Origin of the sequence: Methylomagnum ishizawai (assembly GCF_019670005.1) — a bacterium.
GTDB lineage: Bacteria > Pseudomonadota > Gammaproteobacteria > Methylococcales > Methylococcaceae > Methylomagnum > Methylomagnum ishizawai.
In genome coordinates this window covers 1,209,099-1,230,135 of sequence record NZ_AP019783.1, presented here as the reverse complement: position 1 = coordinate 1,230,135, position 21,037 = coordinate 1,209,099, and the positions used below count along the sequence as shown (strand labels likewise).

Annotated in this window: 21 protein-coding genes; 14 read left to right on the top strand and 7 right to left on the bottom strand. The window is 61.9% G+C overall.

Annotation, left to right across the window (positions count from 1 at the left end):
* Positions 1–216: 216 nt before the first annotated feature.
* From K5658_RS05690 to K5658_RS05670, 5 genes are all read left to right on the top strand, one after another.
* The gene (locus K5658_RS05690; RefSeq protein WP_221066002.1) at positions 217–894 is read left to right on the top strand and encodes an FkbM family methyltransferase; all 678 of its coding nucleotides are present in this window, start codon (positions 217–219) and stop codon (positions 892–894) included.
* Positions 895–987: 93 nt separating this feature from the next.
* Positions 988–1,551, top strand: coding sequence for a chorismate mutase (locus tag K5658_RS05685; RefSeq protein WP_221066001.1), 564 nt, complete (start codon positions 988–990; stop codon positions 1,549–1,551).
* 61 nt (positions 1,552–1,612) lie between these two features.
* Positions 1,613–1,876 (top strand): hypothetical protein, encoded by a 264-nt coding sequence (locus K5658_RS05680; protein WP_221066000.1) that lies wholly within the window; start codon positions 1,613–1,615, stop codon positions 1,874–1,876.
* A 174-nt stretch (positions 1,877–2,050) separates the two neighbouring features.
* A complete protein-coding gene (locus K5658_RS05675) occupies positions 2,051–3,079 on the top strand; it encodes an agmatine deiminase family protein (RefSeq protein ID WP_221066908.1) in 1,029 nt (342 codons plus the stop codon).
* A gap of 21 nt (positions 3,080–3,100) precedes the next feature.
* Positions 3,101–3,991 (top strand): carbon-nitrogen hydrolase, encoded by an 891-nt coding sequence (locus K5658_RS05670; RefSeq protein WP_221065999.1) that lies wholly within the window; start codon positions 3,101–3,103, stop codon positions 3,989–3,991.
* 350 nt (positions 3,992–4,341) lie between these two features.
* Here K5658_RS05670 and K5658_RS05665 read toward each other — a convergent pair whose 3' ends face one another.
* On the bottom strand, positions 4,342–4,665 hold the full coding sequence (locus K5658_RS05665; RefSeq protein ID WP_221065998.1) for an H-NS histone family protein: 324 nt from the start codon (positions 4,663–4,665) through the stop codon (positions 4,342–4,344).
* A gap of 515 nt (positions 4,666–5,180) precedes the next feature.
* Here K5658_RS05665 and mfd point away from each other — a divergent pair.
* Positions 5,181–8,648, top strand: a complete 3,468-nt coding sequence (gene mfd / locus K5658_RS05660) for a transcription-repair coupling factor (RefSeq protein ID WP_221065997.1) — start codon at positions 5,181–5,183, stop codon at positions 8,646–8,648.
* A 120-nt stretch (positions 8,649–8,768) separates the two neighbouring features.
* Here mfd and K5658_RS05655 read toward each other — a convergent pair whose 3' ends face one another.
* Both K5658_RS05655 and K5658_RS05650 read right to left on the bottom strand, forming a co-directional pair.
* Positions 8,769–9,137, bottom strand: a complete 369-nt coding sequence (locus tag K5658_RS05655; protein ID WP_246628575.1) for a hypothetical protein — start codon at positions 9,135–9,137, stop codon at positions 8,769–8,771.
* A 16-nt stretch (positions 9,138–9,153) separates the two neighbouring features.
* The gene (locus K5658_RS05650) at positions 9,154–9,330 is read right to left on the bottom strand and encodes a hypothetical protein (RefSeq protein WP_221065996.1); all 177 of its coding nucleotides are present in this window, start codon (positions 9,328–9,330) and stop codon (positions 9,154–9,156) included.
* A gap of 474 nt (positions 9,331–9,804) precedes the next feature.
* On the opposite strand from K5658_RS05650, the gene K5658_RS05645 reads away from it, so the two are divergent.
* A complete protein-coding gene (locus K5658_RS05645; protein WP_221065995.1) occupies positions 9,805–10,017 on the top strand; it encodes a hypothetical protein in 213 nt (70 codons plus the stop codon).
* Between the two features lie 98 nt (positions 10,018–10,115).
* Here the strand turns inward: K5658_RS05645 and K5658_RS05640 are convergent, their stop codons facing one another.
* Positions 10,116–10,877 (bottom strand): TerC family protein, encoded by a 762-nt coding sequence (locus tag K5658_RS05640; RefSeq protein ID WP_221065994.1) that lies wholly within the window; start codon positions 10,875–10,877, stop codon positions 10,116–10,118.
* Between the two features lie 350 nt (positions 10,878–11,227).
* Between K5658_RS05640 and K5658_RS05635 the strand changes: the two genes are divergently transcribed.
* From K5658_RS05635 to lysS, 4 genes are all read left to right on the top strand, one after another.
* Positions 11,228–12,433 (top strand): AAA family ATPase, encoded by a 1,206-nt coding sequence (locus tag K5658_RS05635; RefSeq protein WP_221065993.1) that lies wholly within the window; start codon positions 11,228–11,230, stop codon positions 12,431–12,433.
* Entirely contained in the window at positions 12,430–13,029 is a 600-nt protein-coding gene (locus tag K5658_RS05630; protein ID WP_221065992.1) for a DUF4276 family protein, read from the top strand. Before K5658_RS05635 ends, K5658_RS05630 begins: the two co-directional genes overlap by 4 nt.
* 83 nt (positions 13,030–13,112) lie before the next feature.
* Positions 13,113–14,211, top strand: a protein-coding gene (prfB, locus tag K5658_RS05625; protein ID WP_221065991.1) for a peptide chain release factor 2 whose coding sequence is annotated in 2 segments (ribosomal slippage) — positions 13,113–13,187 and positions 13,189–14,211 — 1,098 coding nt in all. Because the reading frame shifts where the segments join, the coding sequence is not laid out codon by codon here.
* 1 nt (position 14,212) lies between these two features.
* Positions 14,213–15,736, top strand: coding sequence for a lysine--tRNA ligase (lysS, locus tag K5658_RS05620; protein ID WP_221065990.1), 1,524 nt, complete (start codon positions 14,213–14,215; stop codon positions 15,734–15,736).
* Between the two features lie 43 nt (positions 15,737–15,779).
* Here the strand turns inward: lysS and K5658_RS05615 are convergent, their stop codons facing one another.
* Both K5658_RS05615 and K5658_RS05610 read right to left on the bottom strand, forming a co-directional pair.
* Positions 15,780–16,166 carry a type II toxin-antitoxin system VapC family toxin gene (locus K5658_RS05615; RefSeq protein ID WP_221065989.1) on the bottom strand — a complete coding sequence of 129 codons (387 nt, stop codon included), beginning with the start codon at positions 16,164–16,166 and terminating at the stop codon, positions 15,780–15,782.
* Complete coding sequence (locus K5658_RS05610) at positions 16,163–16,396, bottom strand: type II toxin-antitoxin system Phd/YefM family antitoxin (protein ID WP_221065988.1); 234 nt, start codon at positions 16,394–16,396, stop codon at positions 16,163–16,165. The genes K5658_RS05615 and K5658_RS05610 overlap by 4 nt, the downstream gene beginning before the upstream one ends.
* A 183-nt stretch (positions 16,397–16,579) precedes the next feature.
* On the opposite strand from K5658_RS05610, the gene K5658_RS05605 reads away from it, so the two are divergent.
* The 3 genes from K5658_RS05605 to K5658_RS05595 all read left to right on the top strand — a co-directional run bounded on the left by K5658_RS05605 (position 16,580) and on the right by K5658_RS05595 (position 18,953).
* Entirely contained in the window at positions 16,580–17,089 is a 510-nt protein-coding gene (locus tag K5658_RS05605; RefSeq protein WP_221065987.1) for an Hsp20/alpha crystallin family protein, read from the top strand.
* 64 nt (positions 17,090–17,153) lie between these two features.
* Complete coding sequence (locus K5658_RS05600) at positions 17,154–17,819, top strand: DUF1614 domain-containing protein (protein WP_221065986.1); 666 nt, start codon at positions 17,154–17,156, stop codon at positions 17,817–17,819.
* Between the two features lie 120 nt (positions 17,820–17,939).
* Positions 17,940–18,953, top strand: a complete 1,014-nt coding sequence (locus tag K5658_RS05595) for a ribonuclease T2 family protein (RefSeq protein WP_221065985.1) — start codon at positions 17,940–17,942, stop codon at positions 18,951–18,953.
* Between the two features lie 54 nt (positions 18,954–19,007).
* Here the strand turns inward: K5658_RS05595 and ftsY are convergent, their stop codons facing one another.
* Positions 19,008–21,026, bottom strand: a complete 2,019-nt coding sequence (ftsY, locus tag K5658_RS05590) for a signal recognition particle-docking protein FtsY (RefSeq protein ID WP_221065984.1) — start codon at positions 21,024–21,026, stop codon at positions 19,008–19,010.
* Positions 21,027–21,037: the final 11 nt, after the last annotated feature.

The following is a 21,037-nucleotide window of genomic DNA, read 5'->3' as shown; positions in this document are numbered from 1 at the left end:
CAAAACGGGAATTGCCGATCCACCGTAAAAGCAGCGTTTCCCTGGTGAACCCCGTATAATCATTGCCTGTTTCAGGCCACGCTGTAACCGGAAACTTTACCTTCCATGGCTTTAATGCCGGGAGGGTGTGAAAACGGCTTTTCGCACCGCTTTGCACCAAGATAATGATTCACATCAGGCAACATATACCCACAACCATTGCATCAGGAAAGCAATATGGAAAATCTCAAAGAGAATAAAGACGACGTCGCCAGTGCCGAGCTTTATAATCCGGCTTTTCTTAAAAGCCTCTCGCTCAATGTCAAAACGGTGATCGATGTGGGGGTCCGTTTTGGCACGCCTCCGCTTTATAAAGCCTTCCCCGACGCGGATTTTATTCTTGTAGACCCCCAAAAAGAGGCGGAAAAGATTCTGAAGGTCGCACCCAAAAAATATGTTTTCAAAAACGTCGCCCTGGGCGCGAACCGGGGCACTTTGATACTCAACGAAGCCAGCGGACGCTCCTCCATCCTCGAAAGGACCGAACTCACATCAGGGCAGATAAAAGCGCGCTATACCGTGGACGTCATAACATTCGACGATCTTATAGACGAGTTCAATCCCGAAGGCCCGTTTGGGCTGAAAATCGACACGGAAGGATTCGAGATCGAAGTATTGAAAGGCATTAAAAAACACTCGAAAGAAATAAAATTCATAATATGCGAAGCCAGCATCAAAAACAGATTTGTAAACGGCTATCGATTTAGCGAACTCATAGCCACGCTTGCCGCGAATGGCTTTGAGCTTTTTTCGGTGTTGAATATACCGAAAAGGGTATCCAGGTTTTACGATTGCTTGTTCCTCCAGCGCGACCACCCGCTGTTCGATGGCAAGCGAGAGAACGCGCAGGATTGACGGCGGCCGATAATCCCCAACCATACCACCGGGCAGGCATGGCCTCGGCAAGCCGGGCGGCGGCCCGACCCCCATCAACCGTTGGCATCGACCATGAACACCCGATCCCTTGGCACCTGCCTCCTCGCCACCCCCCTCCTGCTCGCGGCCTGCGCCGCCCCGAAACCGCCGGCCCTCCCCACCGCCTCCCCGCCCGCGGCACAATCCTGCGCGGACTCCATCGCGGCGGCCCTGGGCCGGCGTTTCGCCCTGATGCCCCAGGTCGCCGCCGCCAAGCGCCGCGAGGGCGTAGCGCTCACGGACCCGGCACAGGAAACCAAGGTCTTGCGGCAGGCGCGGGCCGACGCCACCCGGCAAGGACTGTCCGCGGCGGCGGCGGAACGGCTGTTCGCCGTGTTGATCGACCTGTCCAAAGCGGTACAGGCCCAAACGCCCGACGGCGATGCCACCGGGCCGGACCTCGCCACCCTGCGCCGGGCCGTGGCGGCGGCGGGCGGCAGCTTGCTGCCCGAAATCCACCGTTGCGCCCCGCTGCTGGCCGGCCATCCCGATACGATGGCGGCGGCGCTGCGGCGCGATCTCGGCCCTTGGTTGGATGCCGGGCAAATCGGGGCGCTGCTGGACGCGCTACCGCCACGGGCGTTCCCACCGCGCTGAGGCGGCCTCCTCGGCAACCCCCTATCGACCCCGCAAACCCGGTCGGGGATGGCGCAATCCGATGAAGAATTTCCTGGGCCTGATCCTCATGGCCTTGGGCGCGATGGCCACCCTTTATTGCGGTTTGGTCAGCCTGGGCTTTATCGGCATCTCCCTGATCGGGTTTATCGGCACCCTGGGCCGGGAGGGTGGCCGGGATTTGATCCTCTATGGCGGATTCGGCGGCTTGGCGACCCTGCTCAGCCTCGGCGTTTATCTTTTGGGGAAAGCGTTAAGGAACGCCCCGCCCCGCCCGCGTCAAAACCCCTATTCCCGCTATTTCTGAGCAATCCCACCCCCGGACGGCACCGCCCGTACAACCCGGCTCCGGCCCGTGCCGCGCCGCCCGCACGGACAGGTGCGGCGAGTTGAAAAGCCACTATGTCGATGGCATACCGGTTTTACGATAGAATATCGAAATTAGCGATTACCCCAGAGAAAAACAGCCCCCGTGAACCCAATGCCCACCGCCACCCTGATCCCCGAATGGGCCGAGCAAGCGGCCACCCTCATCGCCTGGCCCTACCCGGAAAGCGACTTCCAACCCTGGTTGGCCGCCGTGGAACAAACCTACGCCCATATCGGCGCGGAAATCGCCCGGCGGGAAACCTTGATCGTCGCCTGCCACGACGAGGCCCACCGCGCCCATATCGCCGCCGCGCTGGCCGGACGGGGCGTCGATACCGGGCGGGTCCGCTACGCGATACTGCCCTATGAAGATGTATGGGTACGGGATACCGCGCCGCTTTCGGTCGCGGCCCCGGAAGGCGGACGGAAACTCCTGGATTTCCGCTTCAACGGCTGGGGCGGCAAATACGGACATGGCGCCGACGCGGCCCTGGCGCGGAACCTCCATGCCACGGGACTGCTGGGCAATATACCCTTGACCGGCGTGGATTTCGTGCTGGAGGGCGGCAGCGTCGAATCCGACGGGCTGGGTACGCTGTTAACCACTACCCGCTGCTTGTTGAACCCCAACCGCAACCCCTCCCTGGACCCAGCCCAAATCGAGGCCCGGCTGCGGGAGTATCTCGGCGCGGAAAAGGTGTTATGGCTGGAACACGGCCACGCCGAAGGCGACGACACCGACGCCCATATCGACACCCTGGCCCGGCTCTGCGCGCCCGATACCCTCGCCTATACCGCCGTCGAAAACCCGGCGGACCCCCTATATCCCGAGTTCCAGAAGATGGCGGCGCAACTCGCGACTTTCACCACGCATTCCGGGACCGCCTACCGCCTGGTGCCGCTGCCCATACCCCAACCGATCCATAGCGAAGCGGGCGACCGCCTACCCGCCACCTATGCCAATTTCCTGATTATCAACGGCGCGGTCCTGGTGCCCACCTATAACGACCCCGCCGACGCCATCGCGCTGGAACGGCTGGCCGGTTGTTTCCCCGGCCGGGATGTGGTCGGCATCGATTGCGTGCCCTTGATCCGCCAATACGGCAGCCTGCACTGCATGACCATGCAATTCCCGCTCTAACCCCCGAGGATTCCCCAAGCCATGCACGCCACCCTCAAACTGGGATTCGTCCAACAAGCCTGCGGCGACGCCGACCCCGCCCGCAACCTGGAAACCTCCCTCCAGGGTATCCGCGAAGCCGCCGCGCAAGGCGCGGAATTGGTATTGTTGCCGGAATTGCACCTCGGTCCTTATTTCTGCCAAACCGAGGATTGCGCCCGCTTCGACCTGGCCGAACCCATCCCCGGCCCCACCACCGGCCACCTCGCCGCGCTGGCCCTGGAACTCGGCGTGGTCATCGTCGCCTCGCTGTTCGAGAAACGCGCCCCCGGCCTCTACCACAACACCGCCGTGGTGCTGGAACGCGATGGCAGTTTGGCCGGCAAATACCGCAAGATGCACATCCCGGACGATCCGGGCTATTACGAAAAGTTCTATTTCACCCCCGGCGACCTGGGCTTCGCGCCGATCCGCACCTCGGTGGGCAAGTTGGGCGTCCTAGTGTGCTGGGACCAGTGGTACCCGGAAGCGGCGCGGTTGATGGCCCTGGCCGGGGCCGACCTCCTGCTCTACCCCACCGCCATCGGCTGGAACCCGGACGACCCCGAGGCCGAGCGCCAACGCCAGTTGGAAGCCTGGGTCACGGTGCAGCGCGGCCACGCGGTCGCCAACGGCCTGCCGGTGGTGGCCTGCAACCGCATCGGCCACGAAGCCGACCCCAGCGGACACAGCCCCGGCATCCACTTCTGGGGCAATAGCTTCGCGGCGGGTCCGCAGGGCGAATTCCTGTGCCGGGCCGACGCCCAGGACAGCCGGGTGCTGATCGTGGATATCGACCGCCGCCGTTCCGAGGAGGTGCGGCGCATCTGGCCCTTCCTGCGCGACCGCCGGATCGACGAATACGGCGGCCTGACCCGGCGCTTCCTGGATTGATCCAGGGCACCGGCCCGTGGGAGCGCGCTCCCGGTGGATACCCGAATATCGACCCCGCCGCGGTCCCTGGGCCACATTCCACCCGCCCGGCCTATTTTCCTCCGGCCAGGCTTTTTTCAACATGCCGATAAAAACCGAACCCCTGGCCGGAATTGGGGGTATTCGCCCCTTACCACAGGGGAATCGGGTGTTTTGAGCCAGAGTCCGATAGTGGGATTATGCCGCGGGCATGGGAATTCTTCCCCCCCGCCAATGTCCATACCGCCCATCCACCGATAGCCGCCGTCCAAAACCTCCGGGCATAAAAAAACGCCCCCCGGCATTCCGCCGGGGGGCGTGGATCCGTCGGCTCAAGCGCCGAGTTCGAATTCCTTGATGTCGCGGCCTTCTTCGAGCAGGGCTTGCAGCCACTTGGGCTTCATGCCGCGCCCGGTCCACTTCTGGGAAAGGTTCTGGGGATTCTGATATTTCACCGGAACCTTGCTACCTTTTCTGCCCACCGGCTTGGTGATTTCGGTGATATCCACGTTCACGCCGATGGAAGTCGCTAACTCCTTGATCTTGGTGACAACTTCCTTGCGCTTATTATCGTGTTTCTCCCTGAGCGCTTTCTGGGCATTGTCGATCATGCTGGCCAACTCGGATTCGGAAAACTCGGCAAAGTTGCTCTTCATGGGAAACCTCTATGTTTGGATTTAGGACTGGGGGCATGTTAACCATGTCAGTTAACACGTCCATAGTATATTATGAATTCTGTCATATGAGAACCATTCTTGGTGGGAAGCTTCCAAGTTTTCCCAGGGTTAGCTTTTAATACGCCGATGCCTTATGGCAAGGCCGACCACGGCCATTCCCCAAGGCATGGTCCTGGCGAGCCACCCATTACGCCGGGCAATCCCAGGCTTTCCGCGCCGACATACCGCCCGCCCCAACACCCCGGCATCGGCCCAGGTTCGCCGATGGCGCGGCCCATGGGCCGATCCTGCCAAAGCGGCGATAATCGTACCCGATCCCCGCAAGCGGGATCGGCAATACAAGGAATCCCGCCCCGGCAAATCCCCTGGTTTAAACTATCGGCATGCCTGTTCATTCCGAACTTCCGGGTTAGAGCCGCACGCATGAAAGCTTTTCCCGCCATTTCCGGCGATAATCCCGGATTCCCGAATAGCCTCCGCACGGATTTCCCAGCATGAACCCAGCCCCACCCACCACTCCTTTGACTCCCACGACCCCAGCCTCCACCCAGGACGCGGGCGGTCCGGCCCTTTGGCGGAACCTTTTAGGCTGTGCCGACGCGCTGGCCTTGGCCCAGGCGGTTTTGCGGGAAAAGCGGCTGTTCCTGGTGGCCACCGAGGACACCCAAACGGCGGTGCGCCTGGAACACGAGATCGCCTTCTTCCTGGGCGGGGCGGCCCCGGTGCTGCATTTCCCGGATTGGGAAATCCTGCCCTACGATATTTTTTCGCCGCTGCCCGAGATCGTATCGGAGCGGCTCAAGACCCTGGCCGCGCTGGCGCGGGCCGGACAGGGCGTGTTGCTCACTCCCGTGGCGACGCTGATGCAACGCTTGACGCCGCGCAGCCACGTCCTGGGCAATACCTTCGTCCTGAAACCGGGCCACCGCCTGAGCCTCGAAGAAACCCGCCAACGCCTGGAAAGCGTCGGCTATCAATGCGTGTCGCAAGTGTTGCAGCATGGGGAATTCGCGGTGCGCGGGGCCATCCTCGACCTGTTCCCGATGGGGAGCGGGGTGCCCTACCGCATCGAACTGTTCGACGAGGAAGTGGAATCGATCCGCACCTTCGATGTGGAAACCCAGCGCTCGGCGCAGAAGGTCGGCGAGATCAACCTGTTCCCGGCACGGGAATTCCCCTTCGACGAGACCGCCATCACGCGCTTCCGCAAGGCGTTCCGCCTCCACTTCCCGGACGCCTCGTCCAACAACCCGCTGTATCTGGATGTCAGCAAGGGCATCGCGCCGGGCGGGATCGAGTATTACCTGCCGCTGTTCGTGGACACCACGGAAACCCTGTTCGATTACCTGCCCAAGGGCGCGGTGGTGGTACTGCGCGGGGCGGCACGGGCCGCCGCCAGCGCCTTCCATGCCGAAACCGAAGCGCGTTACCGCCAGCGTTCCGGCCATATCGACAAGCCGCCGCTGCCGCCCGCGGCGCTATTCCTGGACCCCGAAACGCTGGAACAACGGCTCTCGGCCTATCCCCGGATCGAAATCGACCCGGCGGATTCGGATGCCGAAGGCACGGTCTACGCCTGCAAGCCGCTACCCCCGCTCGCCCTCGACCCCAAGCAAAAGCAACCCGCCGCCGCCCTCTCCGCCTTCATCGCCGAACTGCGGGGCCGGGTGTTGTTCGTGGCCGAGACCGCCGGCCACCGCGAGGCTTTGCTGGAACAACTCGGCAAGACCGGGCTGCGGCCCAAGGTGGTGGAAAGCTGGCGGGAATTCCTCGACCGGCCCGAAGGTCCCTGCCTGGTCATCGCGCCGATGGACCACGGGTTATGGTTGGAGGAACCGCCGCTCGCCATCGTCACCGAAACCCAGCTGTCCGGCGAAAAGGTCCAGCAGCGCCGCCGCCGCCGCCGCGCCGGGGGCCATAAGCTCGACCAAATCCTCCGCAACCTGGAAGAACTGGATGTCGGCTCCCCGGTCGTGCATCAGGACCACGGCGTGGGCCGCTACCTGGGACTGGCCAAGCTCACCGTGGGCGGTATCGACACCGAATTCCTGGCCCTGGAATACGCGGGCGGCGACAAACTCTACGTGCCGGTGTCCTCGCTGCATTTGATCGGCCGCTACAGCGGGGCCGACCCGGACGCGGCCCCCCTCCACAAACTCGGCGGCGAACAATGGCGCAAAGCCCGCCGCAAAGCCCTGGAACGGGTGCGCGACGTGGCGGCGGAATTGCTCGACATCCACGCCAAACGCGCCGCCCGGCTCGGCTTCGGCCATCAAACCCAGACCGAGGAATATCTGGCCTTCGCCGCCGCCTTCCCGTTCGAGGAAACCCCGGACCAGGAAAGCGCCATCCTCGATTGCCTGGGCGACATGGCCTCGCCCCGGCCCATGGACCGGGTGGTGTGCGGCGACGTGGGGTTCGGCAAGACCGAGGTGGCGATGCGGGCCGCCTTCGTGGCGGTGCAGAACGGCAAGCAGGTGGCGGTGCTGGTGCCGACCACGCTCCTGGCCCAGCAGCATTATCAGAACTTCCGCGACCGCTTCGCCGACTGGCCGATCCGGGTCGAGACCGTGTCGCGCTTCGTCGGCAAGAAGCAGCAGGACCAGGCGCTGAAGGAATTGGCCGAGGGCAAGCTCGATATCCTCATCGGCACCCACAAGGTGTTGCAGAAGGATGTGAAGTTCAAGGATTTGGGGCTGGTGATCGTGGACGAGGAACACCGTTTCGGCGTGACCCAGAAGGAGCATTTCAAAAAGCTCAGGAGCGAGGTGGATTTCCTGGCCCTGACCGCGACCCCGATCCCGCGCACCTTGAACCTCGCCATGTCGGGGCTACGGGATATTTCCCTCATCGCCACCCCGCCGCCCAACCGCCATGCCATCAAGACCTTCGTCAGCGAATGGGACGACGCCTTGGTGCAAGAGGCTTTGCTGCGCGAGATCAAGCGCGGCGGCCAAGCCTATTTCCTCCATAACAAGATCGAGACCATGGACAAGATGGCGCGGGAATTGGCGAAACTGGTGCCCATCGCCCGCATCCGCACCGCCCACGGCCAGATGCCGGAACGCGAACTCGAAGCCATCATGCTGGATTTCTACCACCAGCGCTTCAACGTGCTGATTTGCACCACCATCATCGAAAGCGGCATCGACGTGCCCAGCGCCAACACCATCGTCATCAACCGCGCCGACACCCTGGGCCTGGCGCAATTGCACCAGATCCGGGGCCGGGTCGGGCGCTCGCACCACCGGGCCTATGCCTATCTGATGGTGCCGTCCAAGGCGCTGATGACCGCCGACGCCATCAAGCGCCTGGAAGCCATCGAGGCCAGCGGCGAACTGGGCGCGGGTTTCATGCTGTCCTCGCACGATCTCGAAATCCGCGGCGCGGGCGAATTGCTGGGCGACGAGCAGAGCGGGCAAATCCAGGAAATCGGCCTGACGATGTATACCGAAATGCTGGAGCGGGCGGTGGCAGCGCTCCAATCCGGGCGGCAACCCGACCTCGACCTGCTCCCGCACGAAGCCGGCCCCGAGATCGATCTGCAAGCCCCGGCCCTGATCCCCGACGATTACCTGTGGGACGCCCACACCCGCTTGGTGCTGTACAAGCGCATCGCCAACGCCCGCGACGACGCAGGACTCCGGGCGCTGCAAGTGGAGATGATCGACCGCTTCGGCCTATTGCCGCCGCAGACCAAGGTGCTGTTCGCCATCACCGCGCTCAAACTCAAGGCGGAGAGGCTGGGTATCCGCAAGATCGAGGCGGGACCGACCGGCGGGCGGATTCTGTTCCATCCGAATCCGCCCATCGATCCGCTCAAAGTGATCCGCCTGATCCAAACCCAACCCAAGGTCTACAAGTTGGACGGGCCGGACAAACTGCGTTTCACGGCTAGCTTCGACGGACCGGAGGCGAAACTTGGATTCGTGGAGAAATTGGTGGGGGAATTGGCGGGATAATGAAAGCACGTTACCTATAGGGTGGGCACGTATGCCGTGCCCACCGGGATAACGCAAAAATGGTGGGCATGGTGACATGCCCACCCTACGGCCGAGGGGTAAACCCAAATCGGAAATACTCTAGCTTTTACCGGGAATCAACCCCGCCGAGCCGGGTTTGAGCCGTTTGCAAGATACCTCGACATCCTCCACATGGCAGCGATACCCCGCATCGGTCCCGGCGCAGGGTTCGCAAACCAGCTTGCCCGGCGCTTTTTGCTCCGATACATACCAGCCATAGCCCTGGGTTTCGCAGAAACGCTTGGCGAACTTGCCGATGGTATAGGCATCGCTGGCCCGCTGTTCGGCGTCGGGTTTGGCCGCGCACTGCCGCGAGGCCAAGGTATTGCCCAACAGGTCGCGGTAGATATATTCCGAAGCCGGGGCGCTGCCACAATATAGGGCCAGCGCCGCCGCCAGGGACAAACCGGATTTCATCAGGATATTCATCGTCCAGCCCTCCCGCTCAATGGATCACGCGGATATTCATCTGCGCGGTTTCTTCCGCCTGTTGCTGGCGGATGGGATCGTACTTGTCGTTCTCGCTCAACTTGACCATCGCCACCACCACCACCAGCAATGTGGTCACCAGCGCCACATAGCCCCAGAATAAATCTTTCTCTTCGCTGACTTGTGCGTTCATGGCTGTTTCCTCTCTCTTTGGATTATCGACGCCCCACAATAGCCCCAGGCCATGGATACCGATTCCGGCAGGGTCAAAAAACCTCGGACAATGCCCTATCCATCCGCGCCTTTTATTCATCCAGGGCGGTATCGAGAAATCCGGGGAACGATGATGGCAAAAGCCCAGACCACTATTGTTTCGTGTCGAAACTTTAGTGGGGAACACCGGGCTTGTCAAGCCCTGGGATGTGTCTCCGATAGGCCGTAGGCGGGGGCGTTTTTTCCGCGATGAATGCGCTTGGCAACAATTTCCCGGAAAAGTCGGTGGTTTTTCCAGGATGATTCTAATCAGTGCCGCCTCGCATCGTGGCTGGAAACGGCCACCGTAGTTACCGCGGAATTTAATCCGATCCACGCTGTCTAAAGTTTTATAAGTTACTCCCTTGGGATTAACAATGGCTACCTTTTTATTCAAAATCAAAGGAGTCCATCCATGAACAAGCTCATAGCCACCCTCATCATGACCATAACCCTGATCATTACGGGCTGCATCTCTTATACACCCGGCCCGCCCAGATACGATCATGAGGCTGTCTTGGAAAGGGAATACGAAGATTGTTTGGCGATGCCCGACACGGATTGCTCGGACGAAAGGCATGAACTACGGCAACATCAGCAATGGGAGTTGCTCGACCGCAGTTCATAGGCTGGAACCGTTGGGTTATCCCCCGGTATAAATCCGGACCGCTTGTTCAAAGGTATACCTGAGAAACAATCAGGTATACCGCTTCCCCGTCGGCGTAATTACCCACCCCGCCTTTCCTGGAGGGCCGGTGGGTTTTTTCCGGGTTTCCGCCGTTGCCCGCGCAGCAAGTTCAGGAACTCGACGAACGCCGAAAAGACTATCGCGAAATAAAGATATCCACGAGGGATGTGGAATCCGAGCCCATCGGCAACCAAGGCGATGCCGATCATCAGCAAAAAGGCGAGCGCCAACATCTTGGTCGTCGGATGCCGTTCGATAAATCTCGACAGCGGCCCCGAAGCCACCAACATCACAAGGATGGACAAGAACACCGCGGCCACCATCACCCCGAGGACGTCGCTCATACCGATGGCGGTCAACACCGAATCAATCGAAAAAACCAGGTCGAGCAATACGATCTGGACAATCACCAGACCGAACAGCCGGGCAGGCGCGGTCTTGGAGTCCGCTTCCCGGCTTTCGACGGTGCCATGGATTTCGGTGGTGGCCTTGCCGATCAGGAAGACACCGCCCGCGAGCAGGATCAGATCGCGCCAGGAGAACGTCATCCCGGCGACCTCGGCCACCGGCTCCACCAAACGGGTCAGCCAGACCACCCCCATCAAGAACAGCACCCGTAGCACCAGCGCGAAGCCCAGGCCAACCACGCGAGCGGAAAACTGCCGGGCGACCGGGAGTTTGGCCACCAGGATGGAAATGAATAGGATATTGTCGATGCCCAGCACGATTTCCATGAACGCGAGGGCAATGAAAGAAAACCAGATTTCGGGGGACGATATATCTACATTGAAAATGTCCATAGGAATCCATTCCTGGCGATAGACGAACATTGAGGTTCGAGCCGGATTCTACTCCGATCAACCCGGCATCTGTTGCACTGCGGAAAACCCATCGTCGCCAAGGGCGCGGCGAAGCGATAGCCTACCCTATTCCGTTCGTAGGATAGGGAAGGGTGTCATTCCCGCCGGACGTGCTTGGCAACCGAATATTCGCTTGTCACAACTGCGGGGATACCGCAGCCTACCGATTGCGCGGAATAGCAGGTCAGGCTGTTACAATTTTACGGGCCATCGATGGTTGCTTTGCAAAGCGTGCTTGCGTACCTTTGAAGAACCGCCGGTCGAGGCCATTCCATCGAACAGGAGCATAGATGACCGCACCCATCTTTCTAACCCGCGTGGTGCTCCGCAACTATAAGAGCATCGCCGTCTGCGATGTGCGCTTGGGGCCGCTGACCTATATGGTCGGGGCCAATGGTTCCGGCAAAAGCAATTTCCTAGATGCCCTGCATTTCGTGCGCGATGCCCTGGCGAGCACGCTGGATAACGCCCTAGACGAGCGGGGTGGACTCTCCGAAGTGCGGCGCCGTTCCAGCGGCCATCCGACCCATTTCGGCATCCGGTTGGAATTCATCCTGCGGGACGGGCAAACCGGGCATTACGCCTTCAATGTGGGCGCTTTGTCCAAAGGAGGCTACGAAGTTCAAACCGAGGAATGTGCGTTGCCGGGCAAAGGCAAAGGGCCATATTTCCGGCTCGAACGCGGCAAACTGAAGGAATCCAGTGAATCAGTATTTCCAGTGGTTACGGCGGATAGGTTGGCGTTGGTTGCGGTGTCTGGATTGGCTGCGTTCCATCCGGTTTATGAAGCCTTGACCGCCATGGGCTTTTATAACTTGAATCCCAAACTTATCCGCGAATTACAAAAACCCCAGGATGGCCGCCTGCTAAAGCCTGTTGGAGAAAATATCGCCAGTGTCTGGAACCATTTGCGGCGCAGCAAGCCCGAGTCTATCGAAATCATTGAAGAGTATCTACGAACCGTCGTCCCCATGGTCCGCGGCGTTAAGCGCATTCAGGTGGGACCGATGGAATCGCTGGAATTTCGTCAAGACGTGGCGGGTTCGAAATATCCTTGGGAATTCCACGCGATCAACATGTCGGATGGAACCTTGCGGGCGCTCGGCGTACTCACCGCCCTGTTCCAAGGCAACCAGGATTATTCCCCTTCGCTGATCGGCATCGAGGAACCGGAAACCGCCCTGCATCCGGCGGCGGCATCGGCTTTGCGCGAGGCGCTGCAACGGGCCTCGGAGCAAACCCAGGTGATCGTCACCAGCCATAGCCCGGACCTGCTGGATTCTTCCTCAGTACCCGCCGAATCCCTGCTGGCCGTCATTTCCGAAAGCGGCGAAACCCGGATCGCCCCTGTGGACCCGGCCTCCCGCGAAGCCCTGAACGGACATTTGTTCTCGGCGGGCGAACTGCTGCGGCTCAACCAATTGGAGCCGGACCGGGCTTGGCTGGACCAACAAAAAAACCGGCAACCCGACCTATTCGGATCCATCGAGCCATGACAAAGGTGTCTCCCATCGTCGAGGGCGATGGCGAAGTGCGGGCCTTGCCGGTGCTGCTGCGCCGTTTGGCGCTGTGGCTATCGCCGGACCAGTGGATCGACGTGCTGAATCCGATCAAAACCCGCCGCGACCGCTTCTTGAACCGCGATGAGGAATTCAGGCGGATGTTGCTGTTGGCCGCCGCCAAATGCGGCGATTCGGGCTGGATTTTGATCTTGTTGGACGCGGACGACGATTGCCCCGCCCAACTCGGCGCGGAGGTCTTGGAACGGGCCAAGCAAGTCGTGCCGCATCGCCGCGTATCGGTGGTCATCGCGAACCGGGAATACGAGGCGTGGTTCATCGCCGCAGCCCTTTCCCTGGATGGCAAGCGTGGTTTCTGCTTTTCGGGACAACCCATCGATCCCGAAATCAACCGCGACGCCAAAGGCTGGATCAAGCAACGCAAGCGGGATGGCCGCTACGATGAAATCAACGATCAATCCGCTTTCTCCCAACTCATCGACCTCGAACAAGCCCGCCGGAATAGCCGCTCTTTCCGCAAGCTTTGCGACGAATGGAAACGGCAATGCCTTGGACCTTCCCCGGAGGAGTAGTCACATAGCAAGGGCGGGGCCGAATCCCCCATTCTGTGCTAGCATCCCCACCCCTTTAACCAGCACAGGAAACCCCAACGACCATGCGCGAACTCAACCCGCTCTACAACCAAATCAAAGACCTGAGGGGCCGCCAGGAGGCCCTTAGGGGGTATCTTTGACTTCGAAATCAAAGCCGAACGCCTGACCGAAGTCCTCCGCGAACTCGAAGACCCCAAAATCTGGGATAAGCCCGAACTCGCCCAAGCCCTGGGCAAGGAACGCACCCTGCTCGAAGGCGTGGTCAATACCCTCACCTCGCTCCAACAAGGCATCGCCGACGCCGAGGAACTTTTGGAACTCGCCGTGGAAGAAAACGACGAGGACAGCGTCGAATCGGTCGCCGCCGACCTCGCGAAGTTCGAATCCCAAGTCGCGGGACTCGAATTCCGCCGCATGTTCGCCGGCGAAATGGACCCCAACAACGCCTTCCTCGACATCCAAGCCGGGTCCGGCGGCACCGAAGCCCAGGATTGGGCCGCGATGCTGGAACGCATGTACCTGCGCTGGGGCGAGCGCCGCGGCTTCAAGACCGAACTGGTGGAAGAATCCTCTGGCGACGTGGCCGGTATCAAAAGCGCCACCATCCGCTTCGAGGGCGAATACGCCTACGGCTGGCTACGCACCGAAACCGGCGTCCACCGCCTGGTCAGGAAATCGCCGTTCGATTCCGGCAACCGCCGCCACACCTCGTTTTCCTCGGTGTTCGTCTCGCCCGAGATCGACGACAACATCGACATCGACATCAACCCCGCCGACCTCCGCACCGATGTCTACCGGGCCTCCGGCGCGGGCGGCCAGCACGTCAACCGCACCGAATCCGCCGTGCGCATCACCCATGTCCCCAGCGGGATCGTGGTGCAATGCCAAAGCCAGCGCTCCCAGCACGCCAACCGCGATTGGTGTATGAAGCAACTCCGCGCCAAGCTCTACGAAATGGAAATCCAGAAGCGCAACGCCGAGAAACAGAAACTGGAGGATTCCAAATCGGATATCGGCTGGGGCAGCCAAATCCGGTCGTATGTGCTGGATCAATCCCGCATCAAGGATTTGCGCACCGGCTACGAAACCAGCAACCCGCAGCCCGTGTTGGATGGCGACCTCGATCCCTTCATCGAGGCCAGTTTGAAGAGTGGTTTATAAGATGAGCAACGAAGAACAATTGGAAACCCAAGCGGCGGAAGCCAACCCGGAAGACAACCGCCTGATCGCCCAGCGCCGCGAGAAGCTGGCCGCGATCCGCGAACAAGGCGTGGCCTTCCCCAACGATTTCCGCCGCGACGCCCTGGCGCAGGAACTCCACGCCAAGTTCGGCGAGGAAACCGCCGAGAACCTCGAAGCCCTAGCCCTGCCCGCCAAACTGGCCGGGCGCTTGATGGCCAAGCGCATCATGGGCAAGGCCTCGTTCGCGCATCTCCAGGACATGTCGGGCCGCATCCAAATCTTCCTGCAACGCGACGGCCTGCCGGAAGGCGCTTACCAGGAATTCAAGGGCTGGGATTTGGGCGATATCGTCGGGGTCGAGGGCACGCTGTTCAAAACCAAGACCGGCGAACTTTCGCTCAAGGCGCACAGCGTCCGCCTGTTGTCGAAGTCGCTGCGGCCCTTGCCGGAGAAATTCCACGGCCTCACCGACAACGAAACCCGCTACCGCCAGCGCTATGTCGATCTCATCATGAACGAGGATTCGCGGCGGGTGTTCCTGCTGCGTAGCGCCATCGTGCGCCATATCCGGGAGTTCCTGGCCGAGCGCGGCTTCCTGGAAGTGGAAACCCCGATGATGCAGGTGATTCCGGGCGGTGCCCGCGCCAAGCCCTTCATCACCCATCACAACGCGCTGGACATGGATTTGTACCTGCGGATCGCGCCGGAGCTTTATCTGAAGCGCTTGGTGGTGGGCGGGTTCGAGAAGGTGTTCGAGATCAACCGCAGCTTCCGCAACGAGGGGCTATCGACCAAGCACAACCCCGAGTTCACCATGATCGAGTTCTATCAGGCTTACGCGGATTACCGCGACCTGATGGATCTGACCGAGGAATTGCTGCGCGGCATCGCCCAGAGCCTCGTGGGGACGCTGGAAATTCCCTATCAAGGCGAAACCTACGACCTGTCCCAGCCGTTCCGGCGGATGACGGTGCTGGAATCGATCCTGCATTACAACCCCGAGATCAAGGCGGAAGATTTGGCCGAGCGCGACAGCGCCGTCCGTATCGCCCAAGGCTTGGGCATCAAGATCGCGGCGGGCGATGGCCTGGGCAAGGTCCAGACCGAGATTTTCGAGAAGACCGTCGAGGACAAGCTGTTCGAGCCGACCTTCATCACCGAATATCCGGCGGAAGTATCGCCCCTGGCCCGGCGGAACGATGAAAATCCCTTCATCACCGACCGCTTCGAGTTCTTCGTCGGCGGGCGGGAGTTGGCGAACGGCTTCTCCGAGTTGAACGACGCCGAGGACCAGGCCGAGCGCTTCAAGCGGCAGGTGGAGGACAAGGATTCCGGCGACGAGGAGGCGATGCACTACGACGCCGACTATATCCGCGCCCTGGAATACGGCCTGCCCCCGACCGCCGGGGAAGGCATCGGCATCGACCGCTTGGTGATGTTCTTCAGCGATAGCCCGTCGATCCGGGATGTGATCTTGTTCCCGCATATGCGGCGGGAAGTGTAAAAGCTACCAAGCGCGTTCCCCGCCCTCCCGGCGGGGAACGCCCTCACCAAATCCGCCGAATCCCGTACTGATCGAACAAGGTTTCGTTGCTTATCAGCGGAACCCCCTCCGCTTGGGATTGGGCGATCAACATCCGGTCGAACGGGTCGCGATGGGAACCGGGCAGGTTTCCAGCCCGCACCGCGTGATCCAGGGAAATCGCCAAAGGCGTGAAACCCTGGGCGGCCAAGCATTTTCGGAAATCCGCCGCCACCGCGACCGCCCCCGGCAGCTTGCCCAAACGCGCCTTGGTGGTGATTTCCCAGGCCGAGGCCGCGCTGACCAAAACGATATTGTCCTCATTCCAGATCAGTTCCCGACACGGCTCCGGCAGACGCTCATCCCCATCCAGCCACCACAACAAGGCATGGGTATCCAGCAATAACTTCATGATTCCCACGCCCGCAACTCGTCTTCCGGCAAAGGCTCGAAAAACGCCTCGGTCACGCTGGCGCGACCCTTCATGGCCCCGAACACCCGTGCGGGCGGTTTGGCCTCTATCGGCACCAACTTGACCAACGGCTGCTTGCCACGGGCGATGACGACTTCCTCGCCGGCGCAAGCCTCCTCGATGAGCCGGGAAAAGTGGGTTTTGGCGGAATAAATCGTATAAGTACTCATCTCTTTACCTGACCAAGTTAGGTTGACCCACCCATGATGTCGGGATGCCGGGGTAAATACAAGACACCCATCGCAATCCGGTTTTTCGCCATTGAAATCCCCCGCCGCCGCCCCCATTTCCTTGGGTGGAACAGGCCGGAACCGGCCTCCCCACGTTGGTTATGAGATTAAAGGAGCAAGATCATGGCTACCGAACTCAACACCCAGCAACCCACCCAAAACCAAACCGTCCCCCAAACTCCGAAGGGCCAAGTCCTGAGCCCGCTCGACGAGTTCGACCAATGGTTCGACGAGGTCCGGCGTCATTGGCTATCGCCCATGTTCATAGGCCGTCACTGGCCGGAATTGGGCGCATCCCCCGTTTTCGGCGGGCGGATGCCCAAAGTGGACGTGATCGACCGCGACACCGAATACTGCGTCCGGGCCGAACTCCCCGGCGTCAGCAAGGACCACCTGGAAGTGAGCTTGGAAGAAAGCACCCTGAGCCTCAAGGCCACGGTCCAGAAGGACGAGCAGGAAGAAAAAGGCCAATATCACCGGCGCGAAACGAGCCGGGGCGAATTCCAGCGCATCATCCAACTGCCGGGCGCGGTGGATAGCGAGAACACCAAGGCCAGCTTCAAGGATGGCGTCCTGGAGCTGACGATCCCCAAGGTCCAGAGCGCCAAACGCCAATCCATCAAGGTCGAATGACCTTCACGGGCCGCGGCCCCAAGGGTCGCGGCCCCGCCCTTCCCTATACCCGCCACACCCGCCCATGCGTTCTCCCTTCTCGCCCCTCTATCTATTCCTGTTCATGGGCCTGTTGCTGTGGCTGGTCTTCAGCATCAACCTCGGGCTGATCGCCCTGAGCTTCGAGAAATTAGGGCTAGACCCCGACTCCGCCTTCACCCTGTTGCTGACCTCCCTGCTCGGCAGCGCCATCAACCTGCCGCTGTTCAGCCTGAAAGCCGACCCGCCCCATCCCGACATCGACCGCCTGTACCACGGGCTGCTACGGCGTCCGCTGCTGCCATTCACGGGCCGCATCCAGATCGCGGTGAACGTGGGCGGCTGTTTGGTGCCGGTGTTCTTCTCGGGCTTCCTGCTGCGCCACGCGGCGATTCCGCCCCTGCATGTGCTGGGCGCGACGGCGGCGGTCGCCGCCATCAGCTACGCGCTGAGCCGCCCGATCCCCGGCATCGGCATCGGGATGCCGATGCTGGTGGCCCCGGTGTCGGCGGCGCTGCTGGCGGTATGGCTGGGCGGCGAATACCGCGCCGCGCTGGCCTATATCTCGGGTTCGCTGGGGGTGTTGATCGGGGCCGATTTGCTCAGGCTCAAGGATGTGCGGGCGATGAACGCGCCGATGGCCTCCATCGGCGGGGCCGGGACGTTCGATGGGATATTCATCACCGGGCTGGTGGCGGTGTTGTTGAGTTGAGCGGCGGTTTTTGATCGACATCCGCCCGCGCACCCCGGATGATGCCGCCCAGGGCCGATGCGGCCCGCGCCCCGGATTCCATCCGGGCCATACACCCATCCCATCGAGGAGCGAATCCGAATGCAACCGCGCCATTCCTGTTTTGTATGCGCCGCGCTGGCCTTGGGCGTGGCCGGGCTGTTCCCTCCGGCCCAAGCCGCCAACCTGGGCAGCTTCCACGCCGATACCGCCTGCGAAGCCTATCTCTCGAAAAATAAAAAGACCAATCCCGACCACGTCCAAACCCGGCCCGGCACCGATTACCCCGTCATCCAATTCAACAGGCCCACCGACCCCGATTATTACCAGATCGAGGTGCCGGGCGCGAAGGACGGCACCGCCCGCTGGGTCGGCAAAGCCTGCGGCAGCTTCACGGCCCAAGGTTCCGCGCCGCCACCCGCCAACGGCGATGCCTGCCACATCGCCCGCCATGCCGACAGCCACGTCCTGGCCCTAAGCTGGCAACCGGCCTTCTGCCAAAGCCATGGCGAGAAAAGCGAATGCGGGATCGACGACCGCAAGGCGTTCCAGGCCCGCAACTTCACCCTGCACGGCCTATGGCCCAACCAGAAGGGCTGCGGCCAAAGACAGGGCTATTACACCTATTGCGGCGCGGTGAAGGACAAACCGGCAGGCGGCTTCTGCGCTTATCCCCCGGTGGAATTGGGCGGGCCGGTGCGCGCAGGATTGGGGGTGGTGATGCCCAGCGTCTCCGCCGATTCCTGCCTGGAACGGCATGAATGGCATAAGCATGGGACTTGCGGGGATTGGGCACCCGATGAATATTTCGCGCTGGCGATCCGGCTGGACCATGAATTCAACGACTCGGGCCTGGCCCGCTTCGTCGGCGACCATATCGGCCAGTCGGTGGAGACGGCGGAATTCTTCCAACAGGTGGATGCGGCGCTGGGCGCGGGCGCGAGCCAAAAGATAAGCCTGGGTTGCAAAAAAGGGCTATTGGTCGATGTCGCCATCAACCTGCCCGCCCCGCTCGATCCCAAGGGCGACTTGAAAACCTTGGTCGCGCAGGCCGAACCCAGCCCCGGCGCGGGCGACTGCGGCCAGCGCTTCAAGATCGACGCCATCGGCCAATAACACACAACCCCGCCCGCGCCGATGTCCAGGCGCGGACGGGGTTCGATCCCGCAGCTATTCCGCGAACAAAGCCTCGATGAACTGCTTGGCGTCGAAGTCCTGCAAATCGTCGATGCCCTCGCCCACGCCGATATAGCGGATGGGAATCCCGAACTGCTTGGCCAGCGCGAAGATCACCCCGCCCTTGGCCGTGCCGTCCAGCTTGGTCAGGGCGATGCCGGTCAGGCCCACGGCGTCGTTGAACTGCCGCGCCTGGTTGATGGCGTTCTGCCCGGTGCCAGAATCCACCACCAACAACACCTCGTGCGGGGCGGTCTCGTCCAGACGGCGCATGATGCGCTTGATCTTGCTGAGTTCGTCCATCAGGTTGGACTTGGTGTGCAGGCGTCCGGCGGTGTCGGCGATCAAGACATCGATATTGCGGGCCTGGGCCGCCTGCACCGCGTCGAAGATCACCGAGGCCGAATCCGCCCCGGTATGCTGGGCCACCACATGGACATGGTTGCGCTCGCCCCAGGTCTGCAATTGCTCCACCGCCGCGGCGCGGAAGGTATCGCCCGCCGCCAGCATCACGCTATGCCCATCCTGCTGGAAGCGCTTGGCCAGCTTGCCGATGGTGGTGGTCTTGCCCACGCCGTTGACGCCCACGACCAGGATGACATAGGGCCGGGTCTCGGGCGGAATCACCAAGGGCGCATCGACCGGGGCCAGGATGTCGTAGAGGTATTCGCGCAACTTGGCGGTCAAGGTGCGCACATCAGCCAGTTGGTTGCGGTCCAGGCTGTCGGTGAGGTGATCGACGATATCGCGGGTGGCGGTGACGCCGATGTCGGCGGTCAGCAACTGGGCTTCGATATCGTCCAGCAAATCGCGGTCGATGGCCTTCTTGCCCAGGGCCAGATCGGCCAGGAAGCCGGTCAAGCCGCCGCGGGTCTTGCCCAGGCCGCTCCTGAGCCTGCCGAACAGGTTGTCCGCCGGGACGGGCGCCGGAACCTCCAACTTCGGCGGTGGCACCAAGGTGGGCGGCAACTCGATTTCGGTGGGCAGCTCGCCGATAGGGGTTTCCTTCCCGACCGGCAGCGGACGTCGCGCGGGTGCCTCGGCCCGGCGCGGCACGCCCAGGAAGTATTGGATATGCACCAAGACCAGCAGCAGCAAGGCAGCGACCACGCTATGGGCCACGGCCACCGCCACCGGCAGGCGCAACAGCACCGCCGCCACCCCCAGCCCGACCTGCACCAGCAACAGGAAACTCAGCAGCAAACCGGCCTTGCTCAGGCGCGGCACCTTGGGATTGGAGGTCACGCCCATGGCGAGGATGCTGAGCAGCACGAACACCACCCCGGCCCCGATCCGGTGCGCCCAATGCACGGCGACCAAGGCGGACGGCGGCAACAAAGCCCCGAGATAGCCCGGTTCCAGCGCCCGCAAAATCTCGAAACCCCCGGCGTAATCGGCCTCGGGCCAGGGTTCGCCCAGGCAGGTCGGGAAATCGGGACAGGACAGCGCGGCGTAATTCGACGACACCCAGCCGCCCAGGAATAGCTGCGCGAACAAAGCCAGCATCCCGAACCGGCCCAGCCAGCGCAGGCCCGTGGTCTCGCCGACCGGGGCGTGCTGCGGCCCCACGGTCAGGAACAGCCGGTACAAGCAAGCCAGGGTCAACAAACCCAGCAACAGATGCCCCGTCACCACCGGCGGCAGCACATGCAGCCTCACGGTCCACATCCCCAGCGCGGCCTGCCCCGCCACCAGCACCAGCCCGGTGTAGGTCCAGGCGATGGCCCGGCCCCGGTTCTCGCGCACGGTGAACACCAGCCCCGCCAGGACCAGCATCAAAACGCCCAAGGCACCGGCCAGATAGCGATGGCCCATTTCCTTCCAGGCCTTCACCGCGTCGAAGCCCGCTCCGGCCCCGCCGGAACCGGGCTGGGGCGGCTCGACCCATAGCTTGCCGTAGCAGCCGGGCCAATCCGGGCAACCCAGGCCGGCATCGGAAATACGCACATAGGCGCCCGCCGCCACCACGCAGAAGGCCAGCAACAGGGTTAAAAAGGTCAGTTTTCTGAACATGGTCCTAGCTT

What these genes read in the sequence shown, in the direction of transcription:
- K5658_RS05690 (WP_221066002.1), top strand. Translation starts at nt 217, where the DNA reads ATGGAAAATCTCAAAGAGAATAAAGACGACGTCGCCAGTGCCGAGCTT.
- K5658_RS05685 (WP_221066001.1), top strand. Translation starts at nt 988, where the DNA reads ATGAACACCCGATCCCTTGGCACCTGCCTCCTCGCCACCCCCCTCCTG.
- K5658_RS05680 (WP_221066000.1), top strand. Translation starts at nt 1,613, where the DNA reads ATGAAGAATTTCCTGGGCCTGATCCTCATGGCCTTGGGCGCGATGGCC.
- K5658_RS05675 (WP_221066908.1), top strand. Translation starts at nt 2,051, where the DNA reads ATGCCCACCGCCACCCTGATCCCCGAATGGGCCGAGCAAGCGGCCACC.
- K5658_RS05670 (WP_221065999.1), top strand. Translation starts at nt 3,101, where the DNA reads ATGCACGCCACCCTCAAACTGGGATTCGTCCAACAAGCCTGCGGCGAC.
- K5658_RS05665 (WP_221065998.1), bottom strand. Translation starts at nt 4,665, where the DNA reads ATGAAGAGCAACTTTGCCGAGTTTTCCGAATCCGAGTTGGCCAGCATG.
- mfd (WP_221065997.1), top strand. Translation starts at nt 5,181, where the DNA reads ATGAACCCAGCCCCACCCACCACTCCTTTGACTCCCACGACCCCAGCC.
- K5658_RS05655 (WP_246628575.1), bottom strand. Translation starts at nt 9,137, where the DNA reads ATGAATATCCTGATGAAATCCGGTTTGTCCCTGGCGGCGGCGCTGGCC.
- K5658_RS05650 (WP_221065996.1), bottom strand. Translation starts at nt 9,330, where the DNA reads ATGAACGCACAAGTCAGCGAAGAGAAAGATTTATTCTGGGGCTATGTG.
- K5658_RS05645 (WP_221065995.1), top strand. Translation starts at nt 9,805, where the DNA reads ATGAACAAGCTCATAGCCACCCTCATCATGACCATAACCCTGATCATT.
- K5658_RS05640 (WP_221065994.1), bottom strand. Translation starts at nt 10,877, where the DNA reads ATGGACATTTTCAATGTAGATATATCGTCCCCCGAAATCTGGTTTTCT.
- K5658_RS05635 (WP_221065993.1), top strand. Translation starts at nt 11,228, where the DNA reads ATGACCGCACCCATCTTTCTAACCCGCGTGGTGCTCCGCAACTATAAG.
- K5658_RS05630 (WP_221065992.1), top strand. Translation starts at nt 12,430, where the DNA reads ATGACAAAGGTGTCTCCCATCGTCGAGGGCGATGGCGAAGTGCGGGCC.
- lysS (WP_221065990.1), top strand. Translation starts at nt 14,213, where the DNA reads ATGAGCAACGAAGAACAATTGGAAACCCAAGCGGCGGAAGCCAACCCG.
- K5658_RS05615 (WP_221065989.1), bottom strand. Translation starts at nt 16,166, where the DNA reads ATGAAGTTATTGCTGGATACCCATGCCTTGTTGTGGTGGCTGGATGGG.
- K5658_RS05610 (WP_221065988.1), bottom strand. Translation starts at nt 16,396, where the DNA reads ATGAGTACTTATACGATTTATTCCGCCAAAACCCACTTTTCCCGGCTC.
- K5658_RS05605 (WP_221065987.1), top strand. Translation starts at nt 16,580, where the DNA reads ATGGCTACCGAACTCAACACCCAGCAACCCACCCAAAACCAAACCGTC.
- K5658_RS05600 (WP_221065986.1), top strand. Translation starts at nt 17,154, where the DNA reads ATGCGTTCTCCCTTCTCGCCCCTCTATCTATTCCTGTTCATGGGCCTG.
- K5658_RS05595 (WP_221065985.1), top strand. Translation starts at nt 17,940, where the DNA reads ATGCAACCGCGCCATTCCTGTTTTGTATGCGCCGCGCTGGCCTTGGGC.
- ftsY (WP_221065984.1), bottom strand. Translation starts at nt 21,026, where the DNA reads ATGTTCAGAAAACTGACCTTTTTAACCCTGTTGCTGGCCTTCTGCGTG.